The 19871-nt window shown below is 30.0% G+C and carries 18 protein-coding genes; 2 read left to right on the top strand and 16 right to left on the bottom strand.

Features of this window, described 5'->3' with window-relative positions; translation table 11 throughout:
- Positions 1–147: 147 nt before the first annotated feature.
- The 3 genes from BS101_RS05950 to BS101_RS05940 form a co-directional block, all read right to left on the bottom strand.
- Positions 148–1251 (bottom strand): diguanylate cyclase, encoded by a 1104-nt coding sequence (locus BS101_RS05950; RefSeq protein WP_073537988.1) that lies wholly within the window; start codon positions 1249–1251, stop codon positions 148–150.
- 620 nt (positions 1252–1871) lie between these two features.
- Positions 1872–2174 carry a GlpM family protein gene (locus tag BS101_RS24540; protein ID WP_416232346.1) on the bottom strand — a complete coding sequence of 101 codons (303 nt, stop codon included), beginning with the start codon at positions 2172–2174 and terminating at the stop codon, positions 1872–1874.
- A 66-nt stretch (positions 2175–2240) separates the two neighbouring features.
- Positions 2241–2753 carry a GNAT family N-acetyltransferase gene (locus BS101_RS05940; RefSeq protein WP_073537986.1) on the bottom strand — a complete coding sequence of 171 codons (513 nt, stop codon included), beginning with the start codon at positions 2751–2753 and terminating at the stop codon, positions 2241–2243.
- Positions 2754–2899: 146 nt separating this feature from the next.
- Between BS101_RS05940 and BS101_RS05935 the strand changes: the two genes are divergently transcribed.
- Positions 2900–3814, top strand: coding sequence for a LysR family transcriptional regulator (locus BS101_RS05935; RefSeq protein WP_073537985.1), 915 nt, complete (start codon positions 2900–2902; stop codon positions 3812–3814).
- 253 nt (positions 3815–4067) lie between these two features.
- On the opposite strand, the gene BS101_RS05930 is transcribed toward BS101_RS05935, so the two are convergent.
- The 8 genes from BS101_RS05930 to BS101_RS05890 all read right to left on the bottom strand — a co-directional run bounded on the left by BS101_RS05930 (position 4068) and on the right by BS101_RS05890 (position 11853).
- A complete protein-coding gene (locus tag BS101_RS05930; RefSeq protein ID WP_073537984.1) occupies positions 4068–5720 on the bottom strand; it encodes an ABC transporter ATP-binding protein in 1653 nt (550 codons plus the stop codon).
- A gap of 43 nt (positions 5721–5763) precedes the next feature.
- Positions 5764–6117: a hypothetical protein gene (locus BS101_RS05925; protein WP_073537983.1), complete on the bottom strand. Its 354-nt coding sequence runs from the start codon at positions 6115–6117 to the stop codon at positions 5764–5766.
- 829 nt (positions 6118–6946) lie between these two features.
- Positions 6947–7726, bottom strand: a complete 780-nt coding sequence (locus tag BS101_RS05915; RefSeq protein ID WP_073537981.1) for a PhzF family phenazine biosynthesis protein — start codon at positions 7724–7726, stop codon at positions 6947–6949.
- Positions 7727–7770: 44 nt separating this feature from the next.
- The gene (locus BS101_RS05910) at positions 7771–8307 is read right to left on the bottom strand and encodes a GNAT family N-acetyltransferase (RefSeq protein ID WP_073537980.1); all 537 of its coding nucleotides are present in this window, start codon (positions 8305–8307) and stop codon (positions 7771–7773) included.
- Positions 8308–8423: 116 nt separating this feature from the next.
- Positions 8424–9053: a class I SAM-dependent methyltransferase gene (locus BS101_RS05905; protein ID WP_073537979.1), complete on the bottom strand. Its 630-nt coding sequence runs from the start codon at positions 9051–9053 to the stop codon at positions 8424–8426.
- A 103-nt stretch (positions 9054–9156) separates the two neighbouring features.
- Positions 9157–9891, bottom strand: coding sequence for an AAA family ATPase (locus BS101_RS05900; RefSeq protein WP_012101308.1), 735 nt, complete (start codon positions 9889–9891; stop codon positions 9157–9159).
- Positions 9892–10076: 185 nt separating this feature from the next.
- Positions 10077–10907 (bottom strand): prephenate dehydratase, encoded by an 831-nt coding sequence (locus BS101_RS05895; RefSeq protein WP_073537978.1) that lies wholly within the window; start codon positions 10905–10907, stop codon positions 10077–10079.
- Positions 10908–10995: 88 nt separating this feature from the next.
- Positions 10996–11853, bottom strand: a complete 858-nt coding sequence (locus tag BS101_RS05890) for a DUF2268 domain-containing putative Zn-dependent protease (protein WP_073537977.1) — start codon at positions 11851–11853, stop codon at positions 10996–10998.
- Between the two features lie 408 nt (positions 11854–12261).
- Between BS101_RS05890 and BS101_RS05885 the strand changes: the two genes are divergently transcribed.
- Positions 12262–12723 (top strand): ISAs1 family transposase, encoded by a 462-nt coding sequence (locus BS101_RS05885; protein ID WP_073537976.1) that lies wholly within the window; start codon positions 12262–12264, stop codon positions 12721–12723.
- On the opposite strand, the gene BS101_RS05880 is transcribed toward BS101_RS05885, so the two are convergent.
- The 5 genes from BS101_RS05880 to BS101_RS05850 all read right to left on the bottom strand — a co-directional run bounded on the left by BS101_RS05880 (position 12664) and on the right by BS101_RS05850 (position 19870).
- Complete coding sequence (locus BS101_RS05880; protein WP_073537975.1) at positions 12664–13044, bottom strand: hypothetical protein; 381 nt, start codon at positions 13042–13044, stop codon at positions 12664–12666. The two genes, BS101_RS05885 and BS101_RS05880, sit on opposite strands and share 60 nt — an antisense overlap.
- 978 nt (positions 13045–14022) lie before the next feature.
- Entirely contained in the window at positions 14023–15012 is a 990-nt protein-coding gene (locus tag BS101_RS05870; RefSeq protein WP_073537973.1) for an NAD(P)-dependent oxidoreductase, read from the bottom strand.
- Positions 15013–15669: 657 nt separating this feature from the next.
- Positions 15670–18312, bottom strand: coding sequence for a pyruvate, phosphate dikinase (gene ppdK, locus BS101_RS05860; RefSeq protein ID WP_073537971.1), 2643 nt, complete (start codon positions 18310–18312; stop codon positions 15670–15672).
- A 78-nt stretch (positions 18313–18390) separates the two neighbouring features.
- Positions 18391–19035 carry a helix-turn-helix transcriptional regulator gene (locus tag BS101_RS05855; RefSeq protein ID WP_073541162.1) on the bottom strand — a complete coding sequence of 215 codons (645 nt, stop codon included), beginning with the start codon at positions 19033–19035 and terminating at the stop codon, positions 18391–18393.
- A 235-nt stretch (positions 19036–19270) separates the two neighbouring features.
- Positions 19271–19870 (bottom strand): DUF4342 domain-containing protein, encoded by a 600-nt coding sequence (locus tag BS101_RS05850; protein WP_012101297.1) that lies wholly within the window; start codon positions 19868–19870, stop codon positions 19271–19273.
- Between the last annotated feature and the right edge of the window lies 1 nt (position 19871).

Raw genomic sequence — 19871 nt, 5'->3', positions numbered from 1 at the left:
TTTAAATAATAATATTAATAAGAAGTTATAAGGAATTGCTTCAATTAACATTGCATGTACTTCCTCTCTAGCAACCGGCATATGTTCAATCCCTGACTTTATCTATCTAAACATCTCCTTTGAAATTTTTATAAAATAAAAAAGTAATTACTTAGTATATTGTAACACATTGGAGTGTCCGGCAGCTAAACACACCTTATTCCTTCCTGTACGTTTAGCAGTGTATAATGCCATATCTGCTAACTCTAAGAGTTTTTCTATTTCATTTGTAGCTTCTGGATAACTGGCGACTCCTATTGATATGGTGATATTTATCTGAGTTTCACTAGACAGTATAAATGGGTGAGTTTCAACGCTAGAGCGAACACGTTCAGCTATTTGTAATGCTTGGATTTCAGGACAATCTAGTAGTAATATGGTAAATTCTTCTCCCCCGTTTCGAGAAACTATATCAAAGCTCCTACTGTTCTTAAGTAAAATCTTTGCTAATTCACGTAAAACAATATCACCCTTTGCATGTCCATATGTATCATTTACTTTTTTAAAGAAATCAATATCAATCATTAATAGAGATAGTTTCTCACATTTTTCCTTTGTATTTTTCATAGCATCATTAAGCAGGCTGTCAAATTTTCTTACATTATTTAGATTTGTAAGGAAATCCTTGGTAGAACCCTTTTTATACATTCTATATAGCTCATTTGAAGTTTTAACATAACTTAGCAAGGTGTATTCTAATATACTAAAAAATAAATTGACTATAAAATATTTTGAAAGCATTACTTGAAAATTTTCTACATTCTTTAAAAGATAAGTTAACACAGATAGTACTATAATTAACATGGATAAAGTCTTGAAAAACCACTTTTTCCAATCTGATTTAATCTTTTTATCAATTATATAAAAACATATTGGATATAATATCATTTGAAGGACTACCGTAATAGAAGATTTGGTTATGCCAAAGTATAATATACGATATAAACCTATAATAATTGCTGAAACTATAGTAGGTACAGTTCCTCCCACATGAGAAACTATCATCAATGCAAAATTTCGCAGATCCATTATTGTAGTAGTTCCATCAATTCTAATTGTATATATCATTAGTAAAATACCAACAAATCCACCACTTATACCTAATAATATTTTAACATATGTAGTATATTTAGATATATCCCTCAAAATGTGACCCGCAATAAAAGTAGCAGATATAAGCACCAATACATTTATGAATAAATCATTTATCATATTTTCATCCACCTTAAGCTGTTCTTGTCTTATAAAATTTTATAAAAATAATGTATCTTATTATTAAAAAACACGCTTGCAAGAAATATAACACTTTCTATTAAATTCTTTCTAATCTTACCTTCATTAAAAGTATTTCAACTTGATGCCCCATTTGCCATAACTATGTCTGCACAGCCACTAATATTAAATGGTAGATTAGCTAAAATAAAATCTGCCTTTAAGTTTTTATGTAAATCATTATGGAAAGTATCATCATTATGCCATTCAATATATCAATATTATACTACCATTTTTCTACAATCCAATTATATTCTTAAAATTTAAGCATTTTTTTAACCATAACAAAAGCACTCAACCTCAAAAATTGAATGCTCCTTATTACACCTAATTATTTATGTTCCTCATCATTTCCTAAGTCTCTATCTGCAAGCACTATAACTTCATAGTTGTAGGAACTAAAAATCTCCTTAAGTTCTTTTAATGCCGCATTAGTTGCGTCTAATTGTAATACTGTTTTTGAAGCTTTTTACCAAAAGACTCGTAAAAATAATATGAACTAAAATGTATCATAGATATTTAATACCCTTAACATCAGCCGATAAATCTAAAAATGAGTATTAAATTATGTTAAAATTTTTCCAAATTATAATGAATATTGATGAAAAGATTACCCAAACTACACTCGATACTAAAATAGAATTAAATATAGTATATTTTTTTAAGGTAAAATTTAATACTAAAAGAAAGATTACAAATGGTATAGCAGATAATATGGCAAAATATGTTGTTACTCGAACTTTTGAAACTCCTTGTTCTTTATACATAAAATAATATGCAAGAATACTTAAGCCAGGAAAACTTAATACTAATCCAGCAATATAATAATTATGTGTTTTTGATATATAATGAACAGCAATCATAATAATAACAGCTACAATACATTTTATAAATAAATTCAATTGTAATCTACTCCTTCAATTATTGATTTATCCCTCTGAAGGCATTTTAGGTCCTGTTAAATCCAATTGATAAAAAGTAAGGTCCAGCCATTTACCAAATTTAAATCCCGCCTTTTTTACTGTACCTGAATACTTAAATCCTATTTTCTTATGCATTTTTATACTAACTTCATTTGCTGCATCAATTCCAGCAACAAGTGTTGCATATTCTCTTTCATTAGCAATTTTTATTATCTTTTTCATTAATTTTGTTGCAATACCCTGATTTCTATAATCCTTATGAACGTATACAGAATGCTCTATTGTATATTTATATGCTGGCCATTCTCTAAAAGAGCCGAATGTGGCAAATCCAACGGCCCTATCATTTTCTTCAAATACTAACAATGGATATCCATCTTGTTTCTTTTTTTTATACCATTGTTTTTTCTCCTCAAGAGTTTGAATCTCATAAGCATATATCGCTGTTGTATTCAATATAGCATCGTTATAAATTTCTAAAATACTTTTTAAATCTTTTTCACTTGCTTCCCTTATCATTTTTTTTACTCCTTTTGTAATAAATTTGTTTTTCTATATTTTAGCACCTTCTCATACAAACCGTAAAATTGACTTTATTAATCACCTGCTATAGAATAAAGTTATAGCAAAACATTCGGCAGAATGGGATAAGGAAAAGTGATAACATGACACTACAACAATTTAGGTATATAGTGGAGATTTCCAAGCATAATTCAATCAGTAAAGCAGCTTCTGCACTTTACGTGACTCAACCTAGTATCAGCAAGGCAGTACAGGAATTGGAAAATGATTTAGGAATTACTATTTTTAATAGAACAAATAAAGGAGTTGTCTTCACAAAAGAAGGCGCGGAATTATTATTCTACGCTAAAATGCTTCTAGAACAAGCAGAATCTGTGGTGTATCATTTTAAGAAGCAGAAGACAACAGACTTAATAAAGTTTTCCATTTCCTCTCAACATTATGGCTTTGCTATAGAGGCGGTTGCAAATCTGATGGGTTATTTTTCAGAACGGAAATATGAGTTGACAATTCATGAGGGAAAGACAACTGAGGTTATTGACGACGTGTACGCTAGCAGAAGCATCCTTGGAATTTTGTCTCTGACTGACTTAAATAAGAGCTTTTTTGAGCGTTACTTTATCTCAAACTCATTAGTGTTTACTCCCATGGCTTCGCTAAAGCAACACGTCTTTCTTAGAAAAGAACATCCTCTAGCTAATTTCCAATCCATTACCTTGGAACAGTTAAAGAATTATCCGTATCTGACTTATCAGAAGGACGATATGTTACTCCATTTTGCAGAAGAAATAATCAATGTAGACAATATCAGCAAACTTGTCTATCTTAAGGATCGAGGCGCCATGAATGATCTTCTATCAAATACAAATGGCTACAATCTGGGAACTGGCTGTATCGTGGACAATCACATGAACCCCAATATTATTTCTATCCCTTTGGAAGGAAGCAATTTGATTCAAGTTGGCTTGGTGAAACGAAAGGATGTATTTTTGTCAGAGGAGCTTCTGCTATACATTGATTTTTTGACAGCAGCTCTCTCAAAATCTACACCAAAATAACTTAATTCCATCTCTGATAAATCAGAAAATGAAAGCTCATTCCTCCAACTCAATTTGTTTCCCTATATCTCTCCACATTTTCATTCTCTCTCCTAATATATTTTTTCATATTCAACAGGGTCAAAGAATTTATATTTTGCATAAGAACCACAAATACCAATTTCATATTTTAAAGAAATAAAGAATCCTATCCTTAGATACTGTATTATTTTCTTTTAATAGTTACAAAGGAAATTAAACATTGCTAAGTCAATTATTCGCTAGTTTCTTTCTTTAAATATAGTGTTTTATTAACAAACTCTATACCCTCTTCTAGATGAGAAATAATCATTAAAATGTTACATATATTTCTTTCTTCAAGTATCTTAAAAATAATTTCTCTAGTCTCCACATCCATATTACTTACTCCCTCATCTAGAATAATTACATCTTTTTTTGCAATAGTGGCTCTTAAAAAAGCAATAATCTGAGCTTGTCCTCCTGATATTCCAATACCATTTTGATTAATTTCAGTTTCTAAACCATTTTCAAAGCCCTGAATATATCTTTCTAAATTGTATTTTTTGATCAAAGATACTACATCTTCCTTACGTTTATCAGATTGCCCATATAAAATATTATCTAAAACACTCCCCCTAAATAAGAATACATTTTGAGATACAACTCCTATTTTATTTCTCACACTTCTTTTATCAATAAGTGAATACCTCTTATCATTTATAAAAATTTCACCTTCTGTTGGAGAATATAACCCTAAAAGATTTTTAATTAATGTGGACTTGCCTGTACCATTTTCCCCTTTTATAAGAACTTTATCCCCTTTATTCATTTTAAAATTTAATTTATTTATTACATTTTCACTATTTTCGTCATATTTAAAGCTTAAATTTTTACCTGAAATACTAATTATATGTTCATTCATTATTTCATGCTCTTCTGTATTTTCATCCTCCATTTCTAAAAATTCTTGTATTCTTTCAATGCTTACACATACAGGTTTTACAGTCATACCTAAACTTGCAAAACTTGACGTTGTTGAAAATATTTTACTCATATATGCAATAAAAGCAGTATATATACCAACAGTTACTTGATTATCTAAAATTAATATTCCTGAAAATAACAATATTAAAACCGATGCTAAATTATTTACTAAAAGTATATTCTCCATAAAAAATAAGATTTGTTTACTTTGCTTTATACTGTTTTTTACCATCTTATTCAATTTGTCTTTAAACTTTTTAAGTTGAACTTTTTTGCCATTTAATATTTTTATCTCCTCTATACCATTTAATACTTCATAAGTCTCCCCATTTAAAACAGCCCCTGTTTCCAACATTAATTTTGTACTTTCTGACAATTGATTAGATGAATGTTTTACAGTTAAAAAATATATTGGAACTATAATCAAAGCTATAATACTTAGCTTATAACTTAAAGTAATCATCATAATCAGTGCAAATATAAAGTCAAAGATACTTAAAAATGTATTTACAAACATAGGCGAGAATAAACTTCCTATATTTCCACATTCAGATATCCTGCTAAGTATATATCCTTTTTCCTTTTTGCCTAAAAAACTCATAGGCAAATCTATTATTTTATCCATCATTGATACCCTAACTTCATTAACTACAAAGTTTTGAACTTTTATAAAAAGACTTTTTGAAACAATACTTATGCCATACCTTAACATATGTAATAGAATTAATACAGAAATAATCTTATATAATTCCATATAACTTTTATGTGGTATCAGAACCTTGTCTATTACATACCCCATTAAATAAGGTACGGGAGTATACATAATTGAACAAATAATCATTCCTACTATGCCAGCAAAAAAGTTAAATTTACATCTTTTAACATATGTATTTAGTTTTAGTAAATTACTATATCCACCCATATTATTCATTTCTCCCATCATTGTTATTCTGTTAATAGAGTATTTACCCAATCATATAAAGTATGAAATATCCTCTAAATATAAATTCTTCACAAAATCCAACAGTAGAAAAGTATACTAATCCCCAGAAATAACTAATATTTAACCTAGCAATTACTATAATAATATTGATATCCATATAGATCAAAGATAATATTATATATATAATACCTGCAATTATACCAACAATAACTGACTTTTTTAAATTACGTTTTGATATTCCTGTACTAGTCCATGACTGTTTCAAAAATTTTTTTGTTAATAATACAGGACTTATAATTACTAAATACAAAATTATATTCGACAAAACAATAGAAAAATTATAAGTTACATTATATTCATCAGTTCCTTTATACAAAATATCCTTTTTAAATAAAAATATTAAAGTAATTTAATATAATGCTTTTTGGGAATTATAAGAAACAACCTCCTTAATTCTTCCAATGTAATTTCCAACAGTTCTTTTCCCATATTTACATTCCTTCACACAAAAACGCAAAAAATTTTTACTTCATAATAAATTACTGTTTTATCACACCTTCTTTGCTATCTATACTTTACATTAAATAAGAAGATTGTGCTTTAAATATTATAACAAAAATAAATAGATAGTATTAAAGATAATATGAACAATAAATAAAATTGGTAAAATTAGTATAAAAGAAATATCTTTTTATACTATTTATCATTTCTCATGTCATAGAATATATAGAACAATATTATTTTATTAGGAGGTACTTAATATTGAAAAATATTTGCAAAAGCAAGCTACTTTTTATTTCTATTTTATTTTTTCTTCTTTCAATGCTATGTTTTTCAATGACATTTAAAATGACTATTTCACCTATTTTAGGGTTATTTAGCCCATGGAATGTAATAAAACTTGGTTATAAAACTGAACCGTGGCACTTTTACAAACTTACTTTTATATTGACGCTAGTTTTATCAATTATTTGTTTTATTAAAGCAAAGAAAAATTTTAAATTAAGTAATTCATAAAACATACCATTCTGATATTTTAAGGTCTTTATCATAAGAATTTGATTTGGACCTTAAAATTTCCATGCTAGAATGTAATTATTATTCCAATAAGTGTGAAGTAATTCTACTTCTTAACGCCATATTATTTACTTCTCAAGGAACGTGGAATAAAAAATCATATTATAACTTAAATTAATAAAATAGTTTTATACATTTATATACCCTTCCAAATAAGAAATAGCTTGACCTGATATTTCTATATTTTCTCCTTTATCAATGCAATATAATTCCCCTCCTCTATCAGATAACTGATATGCTACAAATTCATTCTTATTTAAAACCCTCTTCCAATACGGAACTAATGTACAATGTGCTGAACCTGTCACAGGGTCTTCATTTATTCCTGACCTTGGGGCAAAATATCTTGATACAAAATCTACTTCATTACCTTTAGCCGTTACTATTATTCCAAATACATCTAGTTTTTTTAATTCCTCCATATTTAGTCTAAGACTTTTTATATCTTCTTCTTTTTCGAATACTGCCATGTAATCTCTGGACCTATATAATTCTTTAGGCTTTTTTCCTAGTCCTCTTATTAATTCTTCTGGTATTTCACTTTTTTCTCCTTCTCTTGATGGGAATATCATTGTAATCAACTTATCTTTTTTTAGTACCTTCAAAATTCCACTCTTTGTATTAAAACTTATCTCATTTGAATTTTTATCTAAATACTCAAATATAGTGTAAGCAGCTGCTAATGTGGCATGCCCACATAGGTCAATCTCTTCTTCTGGGGTAAACCATCTCAACTCATACATATCATCCTTTTTTGTAAAAAAAGCAGTTTCAGATAAATTATTTTCTTTAGCAATCTTTTGCATTAAACCATCTTCAATCCACTTTTCTAATGGGCATACTGCTGCCGGATTCCCTTTAAATTCTTCCTTTGTGAATGCATCAATCTGATAAATTGGTATTCTCATTTCCACCGCTCCCTCATTATTAACAGTTATTCTATAAAATCAATTCATTTATTATATATTCGATAATAATAAAATGGCTTTTCTTCTAAATCTCCACTGTTTAAAATCATTTTGGTATCAAACTTAGTAAATCCACACTTTTCAATTACTCTTTGAGATCCTATATTATCAGGTTCAATAATAGCTATTAGATACTCAAGCTTTAAGTTATTAAATGCCCATTCTATTATTGCCTTTGAAGCCTCAGTTATGTACCCGTTATTACTATGGTATTCGGAAACAAAGTATGCTATTTCTATTTCATTATCAATCTCCTCCTTATTTCCAATACCCACCATACCTATAAGTACTTTGCTCGCTTTTAGGGCAACTGCAAGCATTATTCTTTCAACATCTTTTGTTGATTTGGTGTAATACTCTTGAACCCAGATTATCCATTCTTTTCTCTCTTCTTTTGTTCTTTTCCAATCAGGCATCCATTTTAATATGTAAGGCTGACTACAAATATAATGTAATTCCTCCACATCATCTGCAGTAAATTGTCTCAATATAAGTCTTTCAGTCTCAACATGAATATTCATTCTTGACTTTCTCCCTTTATAATAATTATCTATAAAACTCGTAATTATTTACACCTGCATGTCTTTTTAAAATTATCATATTATTTAATAATTCACTATTTTTTATGTAATTGTAATTATAGTTCTTTTTGACATCTTACCATTATAAATTTAAATGGAGGTTTATTTTCCACATTCTTATGTGGCTCAACAATTTCCGAAAATTCTATTAGTCCATATTTTCCGAATTCCTGTTTTATCGAGTCAGAATCATAAAAAAACATTTTTACCCCTTCCATTATCTCGAAATAGTCTTTACCCAGTTGTTTGCCTTTTCCAAACATTGGGGCTTCTTTTGAAATAGTAGTAAAAATCATATATCCGTTTGGCTTTAACTGATTATAGCAATCTTTAATAAACTTATCTCTCTCATGATTATTCAATAAGTGAATAAGTGCATAACAAAATATACCGTCATAAAGTTTGTTATCAAAAGGCATATCAGTTACTGAACCATAAAAAATACTAATATTAAGCCCATTTTGCCTCGCCAAATCAACGGCTGTTTTTGAAATCTCAATACCCGTTACATTTATTCCGTTGTCAATAAAAACCTTTGCATTTCTGCCATATCCAATACCTGGTATCAATATGTCCTTAATATTCTTTTCAAGGAAAAAGTCCTTTGTTAAGATTGCGGAGTCTGAAGGTTCAAATCCCCACATCATTTGATTTTGTATAAAACTTGATTCCCAGAATTCTGTCATACCTCTATCTCCTTTATATTTTATTTTAAGTATATGTTATTTACTTCGTATTTTCTAACTTTTACATAAAATTAATTGATTTACGTTCATACATTTTAACTTATTATTCTTCAAATAAAAGCATCTCTAACATTTTTTCAGGTCTATCAAGAAAGGCTTTTGTAATCTTATAATGTTCAGTATCCTTGTACTTCACTTCTTTTATTCCATCACTTAATTCATAAATTATTGAATCTGGATAAGACATTATTATAGGAGAATGAGTAGCTATTATAAATTGAGACTTCTTCTGTATTAATTTATTCATTATAACAATCAGGGACATTTGTTTTGAAGGTGACAATGCTGCTTCTGGTTCGTCTAAAATATATAAACCATTTCCACTAAATCTATTCCCAATAACTGATAAAAAAGATTCCCCATGAGATTGTAAATGTAGTGAAATACCTCCATATGAACTAGAAGCATCTATCTCATCTATATTTGTTGCTACATTATAAAAGCTTTCTGCTCTCAAGAAAAAACCATCATTAGGTCTTTTGACCCCTTTAACTAATTTAAGATTCCTATATAAATCTGAATGAGTATCTTTTGTTGAAAAGTTAAAATTTCTTGTTCCACCTTCTGGGTTAAATCCATATGCCACCGCAATAGCCTCAAGTATTGTTGATTTACCCGTACCATTTTCTCCTACTATATATGTTACTTTTGGATGAAATTCCAACATAGATAAATCCTTTACGGCTGATAAGCAATATGGATATTTAGAAAATGAGTGTATTTTTTCTCTACATAATTTAACGCACCTTAAATATTGATTATATTTCACTGAATCCATTTGTTACACCTCCAGAATAATATAAATGAATTTTAATTCCAAAAACTATGGTAGTAATTTTACAACACCCTACTTATTTTTCATTGTCTCAATAAAAAATTATAAATACAATTGAATCTGTTCCAAAATTTAAAAAGAACTAATTAATCTTCCATAGGTAAGGATATCCATCTACTAAGTATATATTAAATCATCGAATAAGAGCCAAGAATTTTAACTGTATTGTTTTCACTTATCTTATCAATTACTTGCTTAATATTTTTTTCTTTTGGATAATGTCCCTCAATATCAATAAAAAAATAATACTTGCCAAGTGCTCTTCTAGTTGGACGTGACATTATTGAAGTCAGATTAATATTTTTCTCAGAAAATTCATTTAAAATTTTCGAAAGCATTCCAGGTTTATCGTCTGCAGCATCCATGACAATTACTGAAGTTTTATAACTTTTATTAATATCATATTTTATAATATTTTTTGAAATCACAATAAATCTTGTTTCATTATTTTCTGAATCAGTTACATTTTCAATGCTGAAAGGAAATCTATTTTCTGCGTTTAGTATATGTCTCGGAATTATGGCAGACTCTTCCAAAATACCTTTCTTTGCCTTTTCAAAGGATTCCCCATTACTCGCAGTTGTTATAATTTTAACTTCAGTAAATTGATCTAAAAAATTATAACATTGTCCTTGAGTTTTAAACTGAACATATATTTTTTTGATATGAGATACATTCAAATTATTACTGACAAAAGAAAATTGAACCGGAATGACAAGTTCATTTATTATGTATAAATTCATCTGTGAAAGTAAATCCAGCGTAATTTGCACATATCCATCAAGAGTATTTTCAATAGGTACAATTCCTAATTCACATTCCTTGCCAATAGCATCAAAAACTTTTTTTATAGTAGGATAAAGAACTATTTTTGTATTTTTATTAAATTTCTTAATGTATTTCTTTGCTGCAAATTCACTAAAAGTGCCTGATGGTCCAAGCACAGCAATTTCATTCATTTATTTAACCTCCAGAACTTATTCCTTAGATATAAGCTTATATTACTACACACCACAATTTTATTATATATTAAAATATAAATATTTATTAATTAAAACCATGGATTTCATGATAATTACTCATAGCGAAAATTTCCTCTGAACTCATTTCAAGCATGTCTTTAACACTAATTTGTGGATGAAGTTTTCTAAAACTATCGATAATTTTATATCCAAAAAAATATCCTGCACACCATGGTATTCCTGCTTCACCACTGCCAAACATATATTTTATATAATCAAAATCAGTCTCATATAACAACTTACAATAATGATTATTCCACAATTCCTTTTCTTGTTTCTTAGATATTTGGTAAATCCATGTTGGATTTAATGTAGGATTGAGGCTTTTTGCAAATATATCTGCTTGCCCATCTATTAACATTGCTTCTATTAAACTTCCCGTACATCCTCTATGAATCACATGCCAATAATTTCCCCATACACTATGATGATATTCATGAGCAAATACATATGGAATCCATCCCAAATAATTTTCAGCAAAAGGATTGACCTGAATCAGAATATTACCAAATACATTAATCCCTTGTACACCATTTTGCTGTTCTTTAACAGTAATATTTTCATCATCTAATGGATAAATTGCAATTACTATTGTGTCATCATCATAATTAGGAAGTTCACTCACTATCTTTGTAAATTCACTTTTAATTATATCAAGATTCATCTTCTGCATTAACTTGATTTGTTGTTTCAATTTGCCTATATCCTTTATTGCTTTTGGTTTTCGATCAGACATATCACATGGTGCCCATTGACTAATTTTCTCCCAATAAGGCTGAATGGCATATTTATCCCATAACACCTCATAATTTGCATGATCTTTTTCCATTTCTAAAATATAACCATCCAAATTTTTGTAGACCGTCATTATCTCTAATTTCATTCTTTTCTCCTTATAGTAAATTTATAATAGGTTCCCAATTTATAATACTTTACAGCTAAGACTATTTTTAAGTTTCTATTTCCATTATCCATTATAGATATAACCTATTCAGTTATGCGGATAATAAGAAGTTTCGTTTCATTTTTCTCAATTATAGAACCTTGAAAAATTATTTGATAGATATTTTTCATAACATCTCATAAATTCCTCCCATTAATTTCATTCTTCATCCATATCATTTTCATTTTTAGCAAATGCCTGCTAGGTTTTTAAATATACTATATAGTTTAAGAACACATCCCCTATATTTTCTTCTATGTTATATTTCCAGGACAAACGCATGAAATAAATTTCATTTAAAATGTCCACTTTTTTTGATAAAATCATAAAAGTGGAGGTTTTAAAGTTATGAAGAATATTTATGATATGTATGATTTTTTGGAGTCACTGAAAGATATAGATGATCCAAGACAATTTAAGAAAGTAAGATACCCCATGAATGAAGTTGTGGGAATGGTTTTAATTGCATCTTTAGGAAATGGAAATGAGTGGACTGAAATAGAGGTGTTTTGTAAATTACATGAAACATTTTTAAAAAGGTATTTTAAGTTAGAAAATGGTGTTCCATCACATGATACTTTCCAAAGAGTAATAGGAATGATAGAACCCAATGTAATGCAACAGCTTCAATCTACCTGGAATGAATGTATATCCAAAAATGATGGTGAGAACATAAAAAAAATACTTAACATAGATGGAAAAACTATGAGAGGAAGTAAGACTGAATATAAAAACGCACTACACATAGTGTCAGCCTGGTGTGTAGTTGTAAGTTTTCATGCGTTTGTCCTGGTTATATTTCTCTTTTAATTGTAATTTAGGCAAATTTGTGGGTATATCAATTTTTACATTTCTTGTTGCATTGAAATAAGCTAATATAAATTCTCCTTTTTCATACTTTTCAAGTATTTCATTACCTTCAAGAAACAATACTTGTAATCCATTAGCATATTGTTTTATATATTTCTCCATCATATCCCAATTATTTTTATAGTAGTTCATTTTAGCATTTTCCTCTAAGGTTTTATTTTGAATATTTAATAATTGTACATACCAATCTTCATTGAACTTAGAAGATTTAGACCACTCTGAAACTAAATTTATCAAGTTACTATCTGGAATAGCCTTCAAATATTATCTTATTCTCTCTAAAAGAGTGGTCTTTCCAGAACTATTTTTCCCAGTTAAAATAAGATGTTTTAATTTATTTTTACTGATATCTATTGAAGATGTCTTATATGTTCTATTTTTATTCCACTAATAAAATTTCTCATATTATGTATACTTTCATCTCCTATGTTATATCTACTATCTTTTTATTATATCGTATTTACATATATATATCCTAAATAGGCTATTTTTAATAATATCTTATTATATGGCTATATTTTAGTACAATGTTGAAAATATAATAAATTTATTTATCTGAAAATCTATTAAATCACAAAGAAATATTTTTTCACTAAGTAAGGTTAAGAAAATCGTAAGAGAAAAATTAATAATACAAAACGGAATTAAACACTTATCAGAGCATCTACTAAAATATTTTTCAGAAAAAAAATTGAAAAGATAGCTAGAGGTGTAGGATTTGTACAAAGAAATGGTAAGTTAAAAGCATGGCAGTTTCTTTATTTGTGTGCATTTTCACAAGTTCATCCTGTTAGTTCTAAGTTCTATAGTTATGTTTAAAAGGTAATTCATGAATATAGTAATTATATTTATAAAAATAGGCCATATGGTAGAATTAATATCTATAATATGACCATTTGTTTAAATATAATTATTGTTTAATAACTCATCTTCCCAGACAATATTCTTGTATAGGTGGAGAGGTCTACGTCTACCCCCATAAGACTTTTTGACTTCGGAACAAAGACTGTTGCCTCTTCTTTGGGAGATGTTGCGTATAGCTGGATGTTAATTGTATTTTTACACTCTTTCATATATTGAAGTAGGATGTAATCTAGAAAGTCCCACAATAGAATTAAAAAGATTCGCATATCGCTATTTTGTGATTTAGCTACAGGCTTAAAGGATTTCAAAATCAAAGATCGGGCGTTTGTCATTTCTAAGTCTTATTGTATTCCCCCCCTTTATTTAGAAGCGCCATTATAATCCATTCACAATAAATTCCGGTCTTTCACCTTTCAAAGCTTTTGCTACATTGTTCCAGCCAAAGGCATGGGCACGGCGGAAAAAGCTCGTCGTGATACCACCTATATGAGGTGAAAAAATAATTCGCTCCGCATATTTTCCCGGAAGATTCAGTAGAACATTATCCTTGGTGGTCGGTTCTGGATAAACCGTATCCAAGCCTGCCCCACTGATTTGTTCAGAAACTATGGCATTATACAACGCTTGGTTATCCACAATTTCTCCCCGCGCAGTATTAATCAGATAAGAACTATGCTTCATGTGGGATAAAAATTCAGTGTTAACCATATCAGTAGTTTCTGGAGTCACCGGACAATGAATACTAACAATATCGCAGCTACTAACCAGTTCCTTTCTTCCTAAATAGGAAACTTGAAATTCTTTTTCCACATCATGCGATTTCGGCTGTTTCGTATAGTAAAAAATTTTGCAACCGAATGGAGCCAACCGTTTTGCTGTCGCCTTGGCAATATCGCCAAATCCAATCAGACCAATTTTACAGTCGCCCAGTTCCGTGATACCTTCCAGCATCAAATGTTCCTTCAATTCGATTTGATGCCCTTCACGTTCAATTCGATCAGCGATAACCATACTTCGGAGTAGTGCCAGCATAAGGAGGATGGTTTGTTCTGCTACAGAACTTGCATTCGCACCTTTACAATTGCAGACATATATACCTCTTTGCTTTGCCGCCCGATAATCGATTCCGTTATAGGCTACTCCCTCTGACTGTATAATTTTGAGGTTCGGCATCTGATCAATTATTTCTTCGGGTAGTTTTGCAATAGCATCAATAATGATTGCATTGGCATTCTTTGCTCGATCCAAAATTTCTGTCTGAGAATAATCTCTTGGTATATAGACTTTTTCGCAGTCTTGTACGAATTTTATATTTGGCATATATCTTAGATATCGGTTTTTGCTTCCAATAATTAATATCTTCATGAATTTTCCCCCTTTATACTTGATATTACTCATGATTAAAAAATTAAACATTGTTCTTAACAGCTTGTTGAGAATATATAAGAAAAACAGAAATCAGCATTAGACCTCAAGGCATCCTTGAAAGCGCATATGTAAATTACCCTATATATAATTGCCATCTCGATATTTATGATATCTCCATACTCTACGAATAATCCATGCAACTCCTCATCAGCCTTACTTATAAACTTATCCTGTACCTCCAGCAATGTACTCTCTTTAATTTTTTATGATTTTCATCTTTTTTACTTAATCCAAGTGAATATCATTATGATATTGAATTTTTCACCTATTATATACCCTAATCTAGCTTTAATCACTTTCAGAGACAACTACTAAATGGTTTTTCATCTTAATTATATGATAATACCAACAATTGGATTTCTTCCATCTCTATTTTACCAAAAAAGTGTTCCATAATTAAAGACAAAAAGTGTTCTATAATACCATATTTTTATACGAATTTCGTTATATAATAACACTTTACAACTAAAATAGGGCATTGAAACTAAAATTAACTACTAATTTAAAGTTTCAATACCCTATAACTCTTATAATACAAATACCTCTAAACCCTTATTATATAAGGCTTTTCAACCACTCTTACAACCATTCATTTTACTTTGAACTTGGTCTTGGATGTTTTACCTGAGCCTGTGCTGCTGCTAATCTTGCTACTGGAACTCTAAAAGGAGAACAAGATACATAATCAAGCCCTACATTGTGGAAAAATTCTACTGAAGAAGGATCTCCTCCATGTTCTCCACATATTCCAAGATGTATATCCGGCCTTGTTTTCTTACCTAACTCCACAGACATTTCAACCAGCTTTCCTACTCCAATCTGATCTAATTTTTCAAAAGGATCAAACTCATACACTTTCTTTTCGTAGTAATCATTTAGGAATTTGCCCGCATCATCTCTTGAGAATCCAAAAGTCATTTGGGTTAAATCATTAGTACCAAATGAAAAGAATTCCGCTTCTTTTGCTATTTCATCTGCTGTAAGGGCAGCCCTAGGAATTTCTATCATAGTTCCAACTTTATACTTTAAATCTACTTTTTCTTTTTGTATTATTTCATCTGCTACTTTTACAACTATATCTTTAACATATTTTAACTCTTTTATTTCTCCTACAAGAGGTATCATTATTTCAGGTACTATATTATACCCTTTTCTTTTCTTAACATCTATAGCAGCTTCAATTATGGCTCTAGTTTGCATCTCTGCTATTTCAGGATATGAAACAGTCAATCTACAACCTCTATGTCCCATCATAGGATTAAATTCATGCAGTGAGTCTATGGTGTCTTTTAGCTCCTGAAAGCTTATACCCATGTCCTGGGCTAGATTTTTTATATCCTCAGTTTCAGTTGGTAGGAATTCATGTAATGGTGGATCTAAAAATCTAATTGTTACAGGTTTATCTTCCATAGCTTCATATATTCCAATAAAGTCTCCCTTTTGTCTCGGAAGCAGTTTACTTAATGCTTTTCTTCTCTGTTCTTCTGTTTTTGACACTATCATTTCTCTTACTTCCGCTATTCTGTCTTCATCAAAAAACATATGCTCTGTTCTGCAGAGCCCTATTCCTTCAGCTCCAAATTCAATAGCCTGTTTAGCATCCCTTGGTGTATCCGCATTTGTCCTAACCTTTAAATACCTTATATTATCTGCCCATTCCATAAAAATTTCAAAATATCCAGATATCTCAGGTGATACTGTTTTTATAGATTCTCCATATACATTTCCGGTACTTCCATCTAATGATATGTAGTCTCCCTCTTTATAAACTTTATTGGGGGTTCGCAGGCTTTTGGTACTTTCATCTATGATTAGGCCGCCGCATCCAGCTACACAACAGATTCCCATACCTCTGGCTACAACAGCAGCATGAGATGTCATTCCTCCTCTAATGGTAAGTATTCCTTCTGAAGCTGCCATTCCTTCAATATCCTCTGGAGATGTTTCAAGTCTTACAAGTATTACTTTTTCACCTTCATCATGGTGCCTTTTGGCATCTTCTGCTGTAAAATATATTTTGCCACAAGCAGCTCCCGGAGATGCTGGAAGCCCTTTAGCTATTACAGTTGCCTTTTTCAATTCCTCACTGTGAAAATTAGGATGAAGCAGAGTATCCAATTGTTTAGGCTCCACTTTAAGTATTGCTTCTTCTCTAGTAATAAGACCTTCTTCTACCATATCCACTGCTATTTTAAGAGCAGACTGAGCTGTTCTTTTTCCATTTCTGGTCTGAAGGAAATACAAAGTACCCTGTTCTATGGTGAACTCCATATCCTGCATATCCTTATAGTGGTTTTCCAACTTTTGAGCTATATCCATAAACTCTGAATAACACTCTGGAAGATCCTCTTTTAACTTAGTTATAGGTTCTGGCGTTCTTATACCTGCAACTACATCTTCTCCCTGTGCATTTATAAGATATTCCCCAAATATGGATTTTTCTCCTGTAGCAGGATTTCTTGTAAATGCAACTCCCGTGCCTGAAGTTTCTCCCATATTTCCAAATACCATGGATTGAACATTTACTGCAGTTCCCCATTTTCCTGAAATATCATTAAGTCTTCTATAAACTACAGCTCTTGGATTTTCCCAAGAGTCAAAAACAGCTGTAACAGACTGAATTAACTGCTGCTTAGGTTCCTGTGGAAAATCTTTCCCTATTTCATCTCTATAAAGCTCTTTAAACTTTTTAATTATATTAATTAAATCAGATGAATCTAAATCCTTGTCGAACTCAACACCTTTTGCATCTTTGGTATCTTCTAGTATATCCTCAAATTTCCTCTTCTCAATACCTTTGACTACATCGGAAAACATCTGAATAAACCTTCTATAAGAATCGTAAGCAAATCTTTCATTGCCAGTTAACTTGGCTAAACCTTTTACAGTATCATCATTTAACCCCAAATTCAGTATAGTATCCATCATTCCAGGCATGGAAACCCTAGCTCCCGATCTTACTGAAACTAAAAGTGGATTTTCTACACTTCCAAATTTTTTACCTGTAATCCCTTCTATACCTTTCAATGAGGCATAAATTTGATCTATAATATAAGATGATATTACTTTTCCATCTTCATAATACTTAATACATGCTTCTGTAGATATAGTAAAGCCAGCGGGAACGGGTATTCCTAAATTTGTCATTTCAGCTAAATTAGCTCCTTTACCTCCCAATAAATTTTTCATACTGGCATTTCCTTCATTAAAGAGATACACATACTTTTTATTTTCCATAGGACACATTCTCCTTTATTTGCAAGATTTTACATACATTTTTATAAATATGAGCAGGTATTAAACTGCCCATTGACTCTATTTATTTTCCCCTATTTTTACAAAAAGTCTTGTTATATTTGTCTTCGAAACTTTTCCTATAATTTTAAGAATTTCATTATTTGATTCATCATAGGATCTCTCTACCACGGGAAGGCTATCCACCTCATGTTCCATTATCTTCTGAGCTGCCAGGTACGCAGCATTTTCTTTTTCTACAAACACAATGTTAGGCATTCTAGTCATTATTATTCCCACTGGTATTTTATGCATATCACTACTTCCTATAGCTATCTTTAAAAAATCCTTCCTTGAAACAGCTCCTGTAAGAACTCCCTTATTCTCTATAAATAAAGTTCCTACATCATTTAAAAATAAGTATACTATGGCATCATACACTGTAGTATTTTCATCCAGCATTACAGGTTTTGACATTATATCCTTTACCTTTATATTCATAATATAGTCATATATTAAACTGTATGAAGGTTTTTTAGAATATATATATCCCACCTTAGGCTTTGCCTCTAATATACCTGTCATGGTAAGTATAGCTAAATCTGGTCTAAGTGCTGCTCTTGTAACATTTAATTTATTTGCAAGCTGTCCGCTGGTTATAGGTGCATGTTCCTTTACTAATTCTATTATTTTCTCTTGCCTTGATGATAGTTTAATGATGTCCACCCTCTCTCTATATAGTAAATCAAATAATTGTGCAAACATTTACTAAGAGGAATTTAGTATAAGTTCCCAAAGTTAATTTCCTATAGTCATTATACCATATATATGTGGGTGAATAGTATATGATTTCATTCTTTACTGAAAATTGTCATTATAATTAAAACTATTACTATCCATATTTACACAAACAATAGTCTTTAATACATCTGTCCTTGATTATATGTTATAAACATAATATTTACTCTTTGTGTTCCTCATTATCCCCGCCATACTCTTTTTCTTCCTCATCTATATCATCGAACTTTACAGTATATTTATATGTGTTCTTATCCTCTTCTTTTTCTTTATTGGAGAATTTATCCTTAACTGAAGAGGCTGCATCATATACCTTATCTTTCATATCATTTACTGTATTTTTAACTCCATTTTTTATTATCTTGTTCACTATCTCTACTGTTCCATCATCTCTAGTTATTTCTATAGTTACTTTAGTAATTACAGCAGTTAATATACCTATAGCTATAAGTGGTGGCCATACAAGAGCCGTTAATGTTGCAGCAATACCTGCATTCACAGGAATATCCACTACTACTCTGTCATCTTTTTTTATTTTTATCCTATTTACATTTCCCTTATTCACCAGATCTTTTATCCATTGTAGAAATTCATCTTTTGTTGTGTACAAATTATCTTTATAAGATTTTTTATTTTGTTCTATATATATAAGTGCATCAACTACATTGGCATCACAAAATTCCAATGCCTCTTTTGCTTCTGAATAAGTCACTCCAGTTCTTTCTCTTATAATATCAATTTTTTCTAATGTTACTTCACTCATA

The organism is Clostridium kluyveri (genome assembly GCF_001902295.1).
Taxonomy (GTDB): Bacteria; Bacillota; Clostridia; order Clostridiales; family Clostridiaceae; genus Clostridium_B; species Clostridium_B kluyveri_B.
Note: the sequence above shows the minus strand (reverse complement) of the source record. Positions and strands in the feature narration are given on the sequence as shown.

Excerpts from the sequence above, each read along its gene's own strand:
- BS101_RS05915 (WP_073537981.1), bottom strand. The coding sequence starts at position 7,726 with ATGAGAATACCAATTTATCAGATTGATGCATTCACAAAGGAAGAATTT.
- ppdK (WP_073537971.1), bottom strand. The coding sequence starts at position 18,312 with ATGGAAAATAAAAAGTATGTGTATCTCTTTAATGAAGGAAATGCCAGT.
- BS101_RS05940 (WP_073537986.1), bottom strand. The coding sequence starts at position 2,753 with ATGATAAGGGAAGCAAGTGAAAAAGATTTAAAAAGTATTTTAGAAATT.
- BS101_RS05910 (WP_073537980.1), bottom strand. The coding sequence starts at position 8,307 with ATGAATATTCATGTTGAGACTGAAAGACTTATATTGAGACAATTTACT.
- BS101_RS05890 (WP_073537977.1), bottom strand. The coding sequence starts at position 11,853 with ATGAAATTAGAGATAATGACGGTCTACAAAAATTTGGATGGTTATATT.
- BS101_RS05850 (WP_012101297.1), bottom strand. The coding sequence starts at position 19,870 with ATGAGTGAAGTAACATTAGAAAAAATTGATATTATAAGAGAAAGAACT.
- BS101_RS05930 (WP_073537984.1), bottom strand. The coding sequence starts at position 5,720 with ATGGGTGGATATAGTAATTTACTAAAACTAAATACATATGTTAAAAGA.
- BS101_RS05895 (WP_073537978.1), bottom strand. The coding sequence starts at position 10,907 with ATGAATGAAATTGCTGTGCTTGGACCATCAGGCACTTTTAGTGAATTT.
- BS101_RS05885 (WP_073537976.1), top strand. The coding sequence starts at position 12,262 with ATGAAGAATATTTATGATATGTATGATTTTTTGGAGTCACTGAAAGAT.
- BS101_RS05950 (WP_073537988.1), bottom strand. The coding sequence starts at position 1,251 with ATGATAAATGATTTATTCATAAATGTATTGGTGCTTATATCTGCTACT.
- BS101_RS05935 (WP_073537985.1), top strand. The coding sequence starts at position 2,900 with ATGACACTACAACAATTTAGGTATATAGTGGAGATTTCCAAGCATAAT.
- BS101_RS24540 (WP_416232346.1), bottom strand. The coding sequence starts at position 2,174 with ATGATTGCTGTTCATTATATATCAAAAACACATAATTATTATATTGCT.
- BS101_RS05870 (WP_073537973.1), bottom strand. The coding sequence starts at position 15,012 with ATGAAGATATTAATTATTGGAAGCAAAAACCGATATCTAAGATATATG.
- BS101_RS05900 (WP_012101308.1), bottom strand. The coding sequence starts at position 9,891 with ATGGATTCAGTGAAATATAATCAATATTTAAGGTGCGTTAAATTATGT.
- BS101_RS05905 (WP_073537979.1), bottom strand. The coding sequence starts at position 9,053 with ATGACAGAATTCTGGGAATCAAGTTTTATACAAAATCAAATGATGTGG.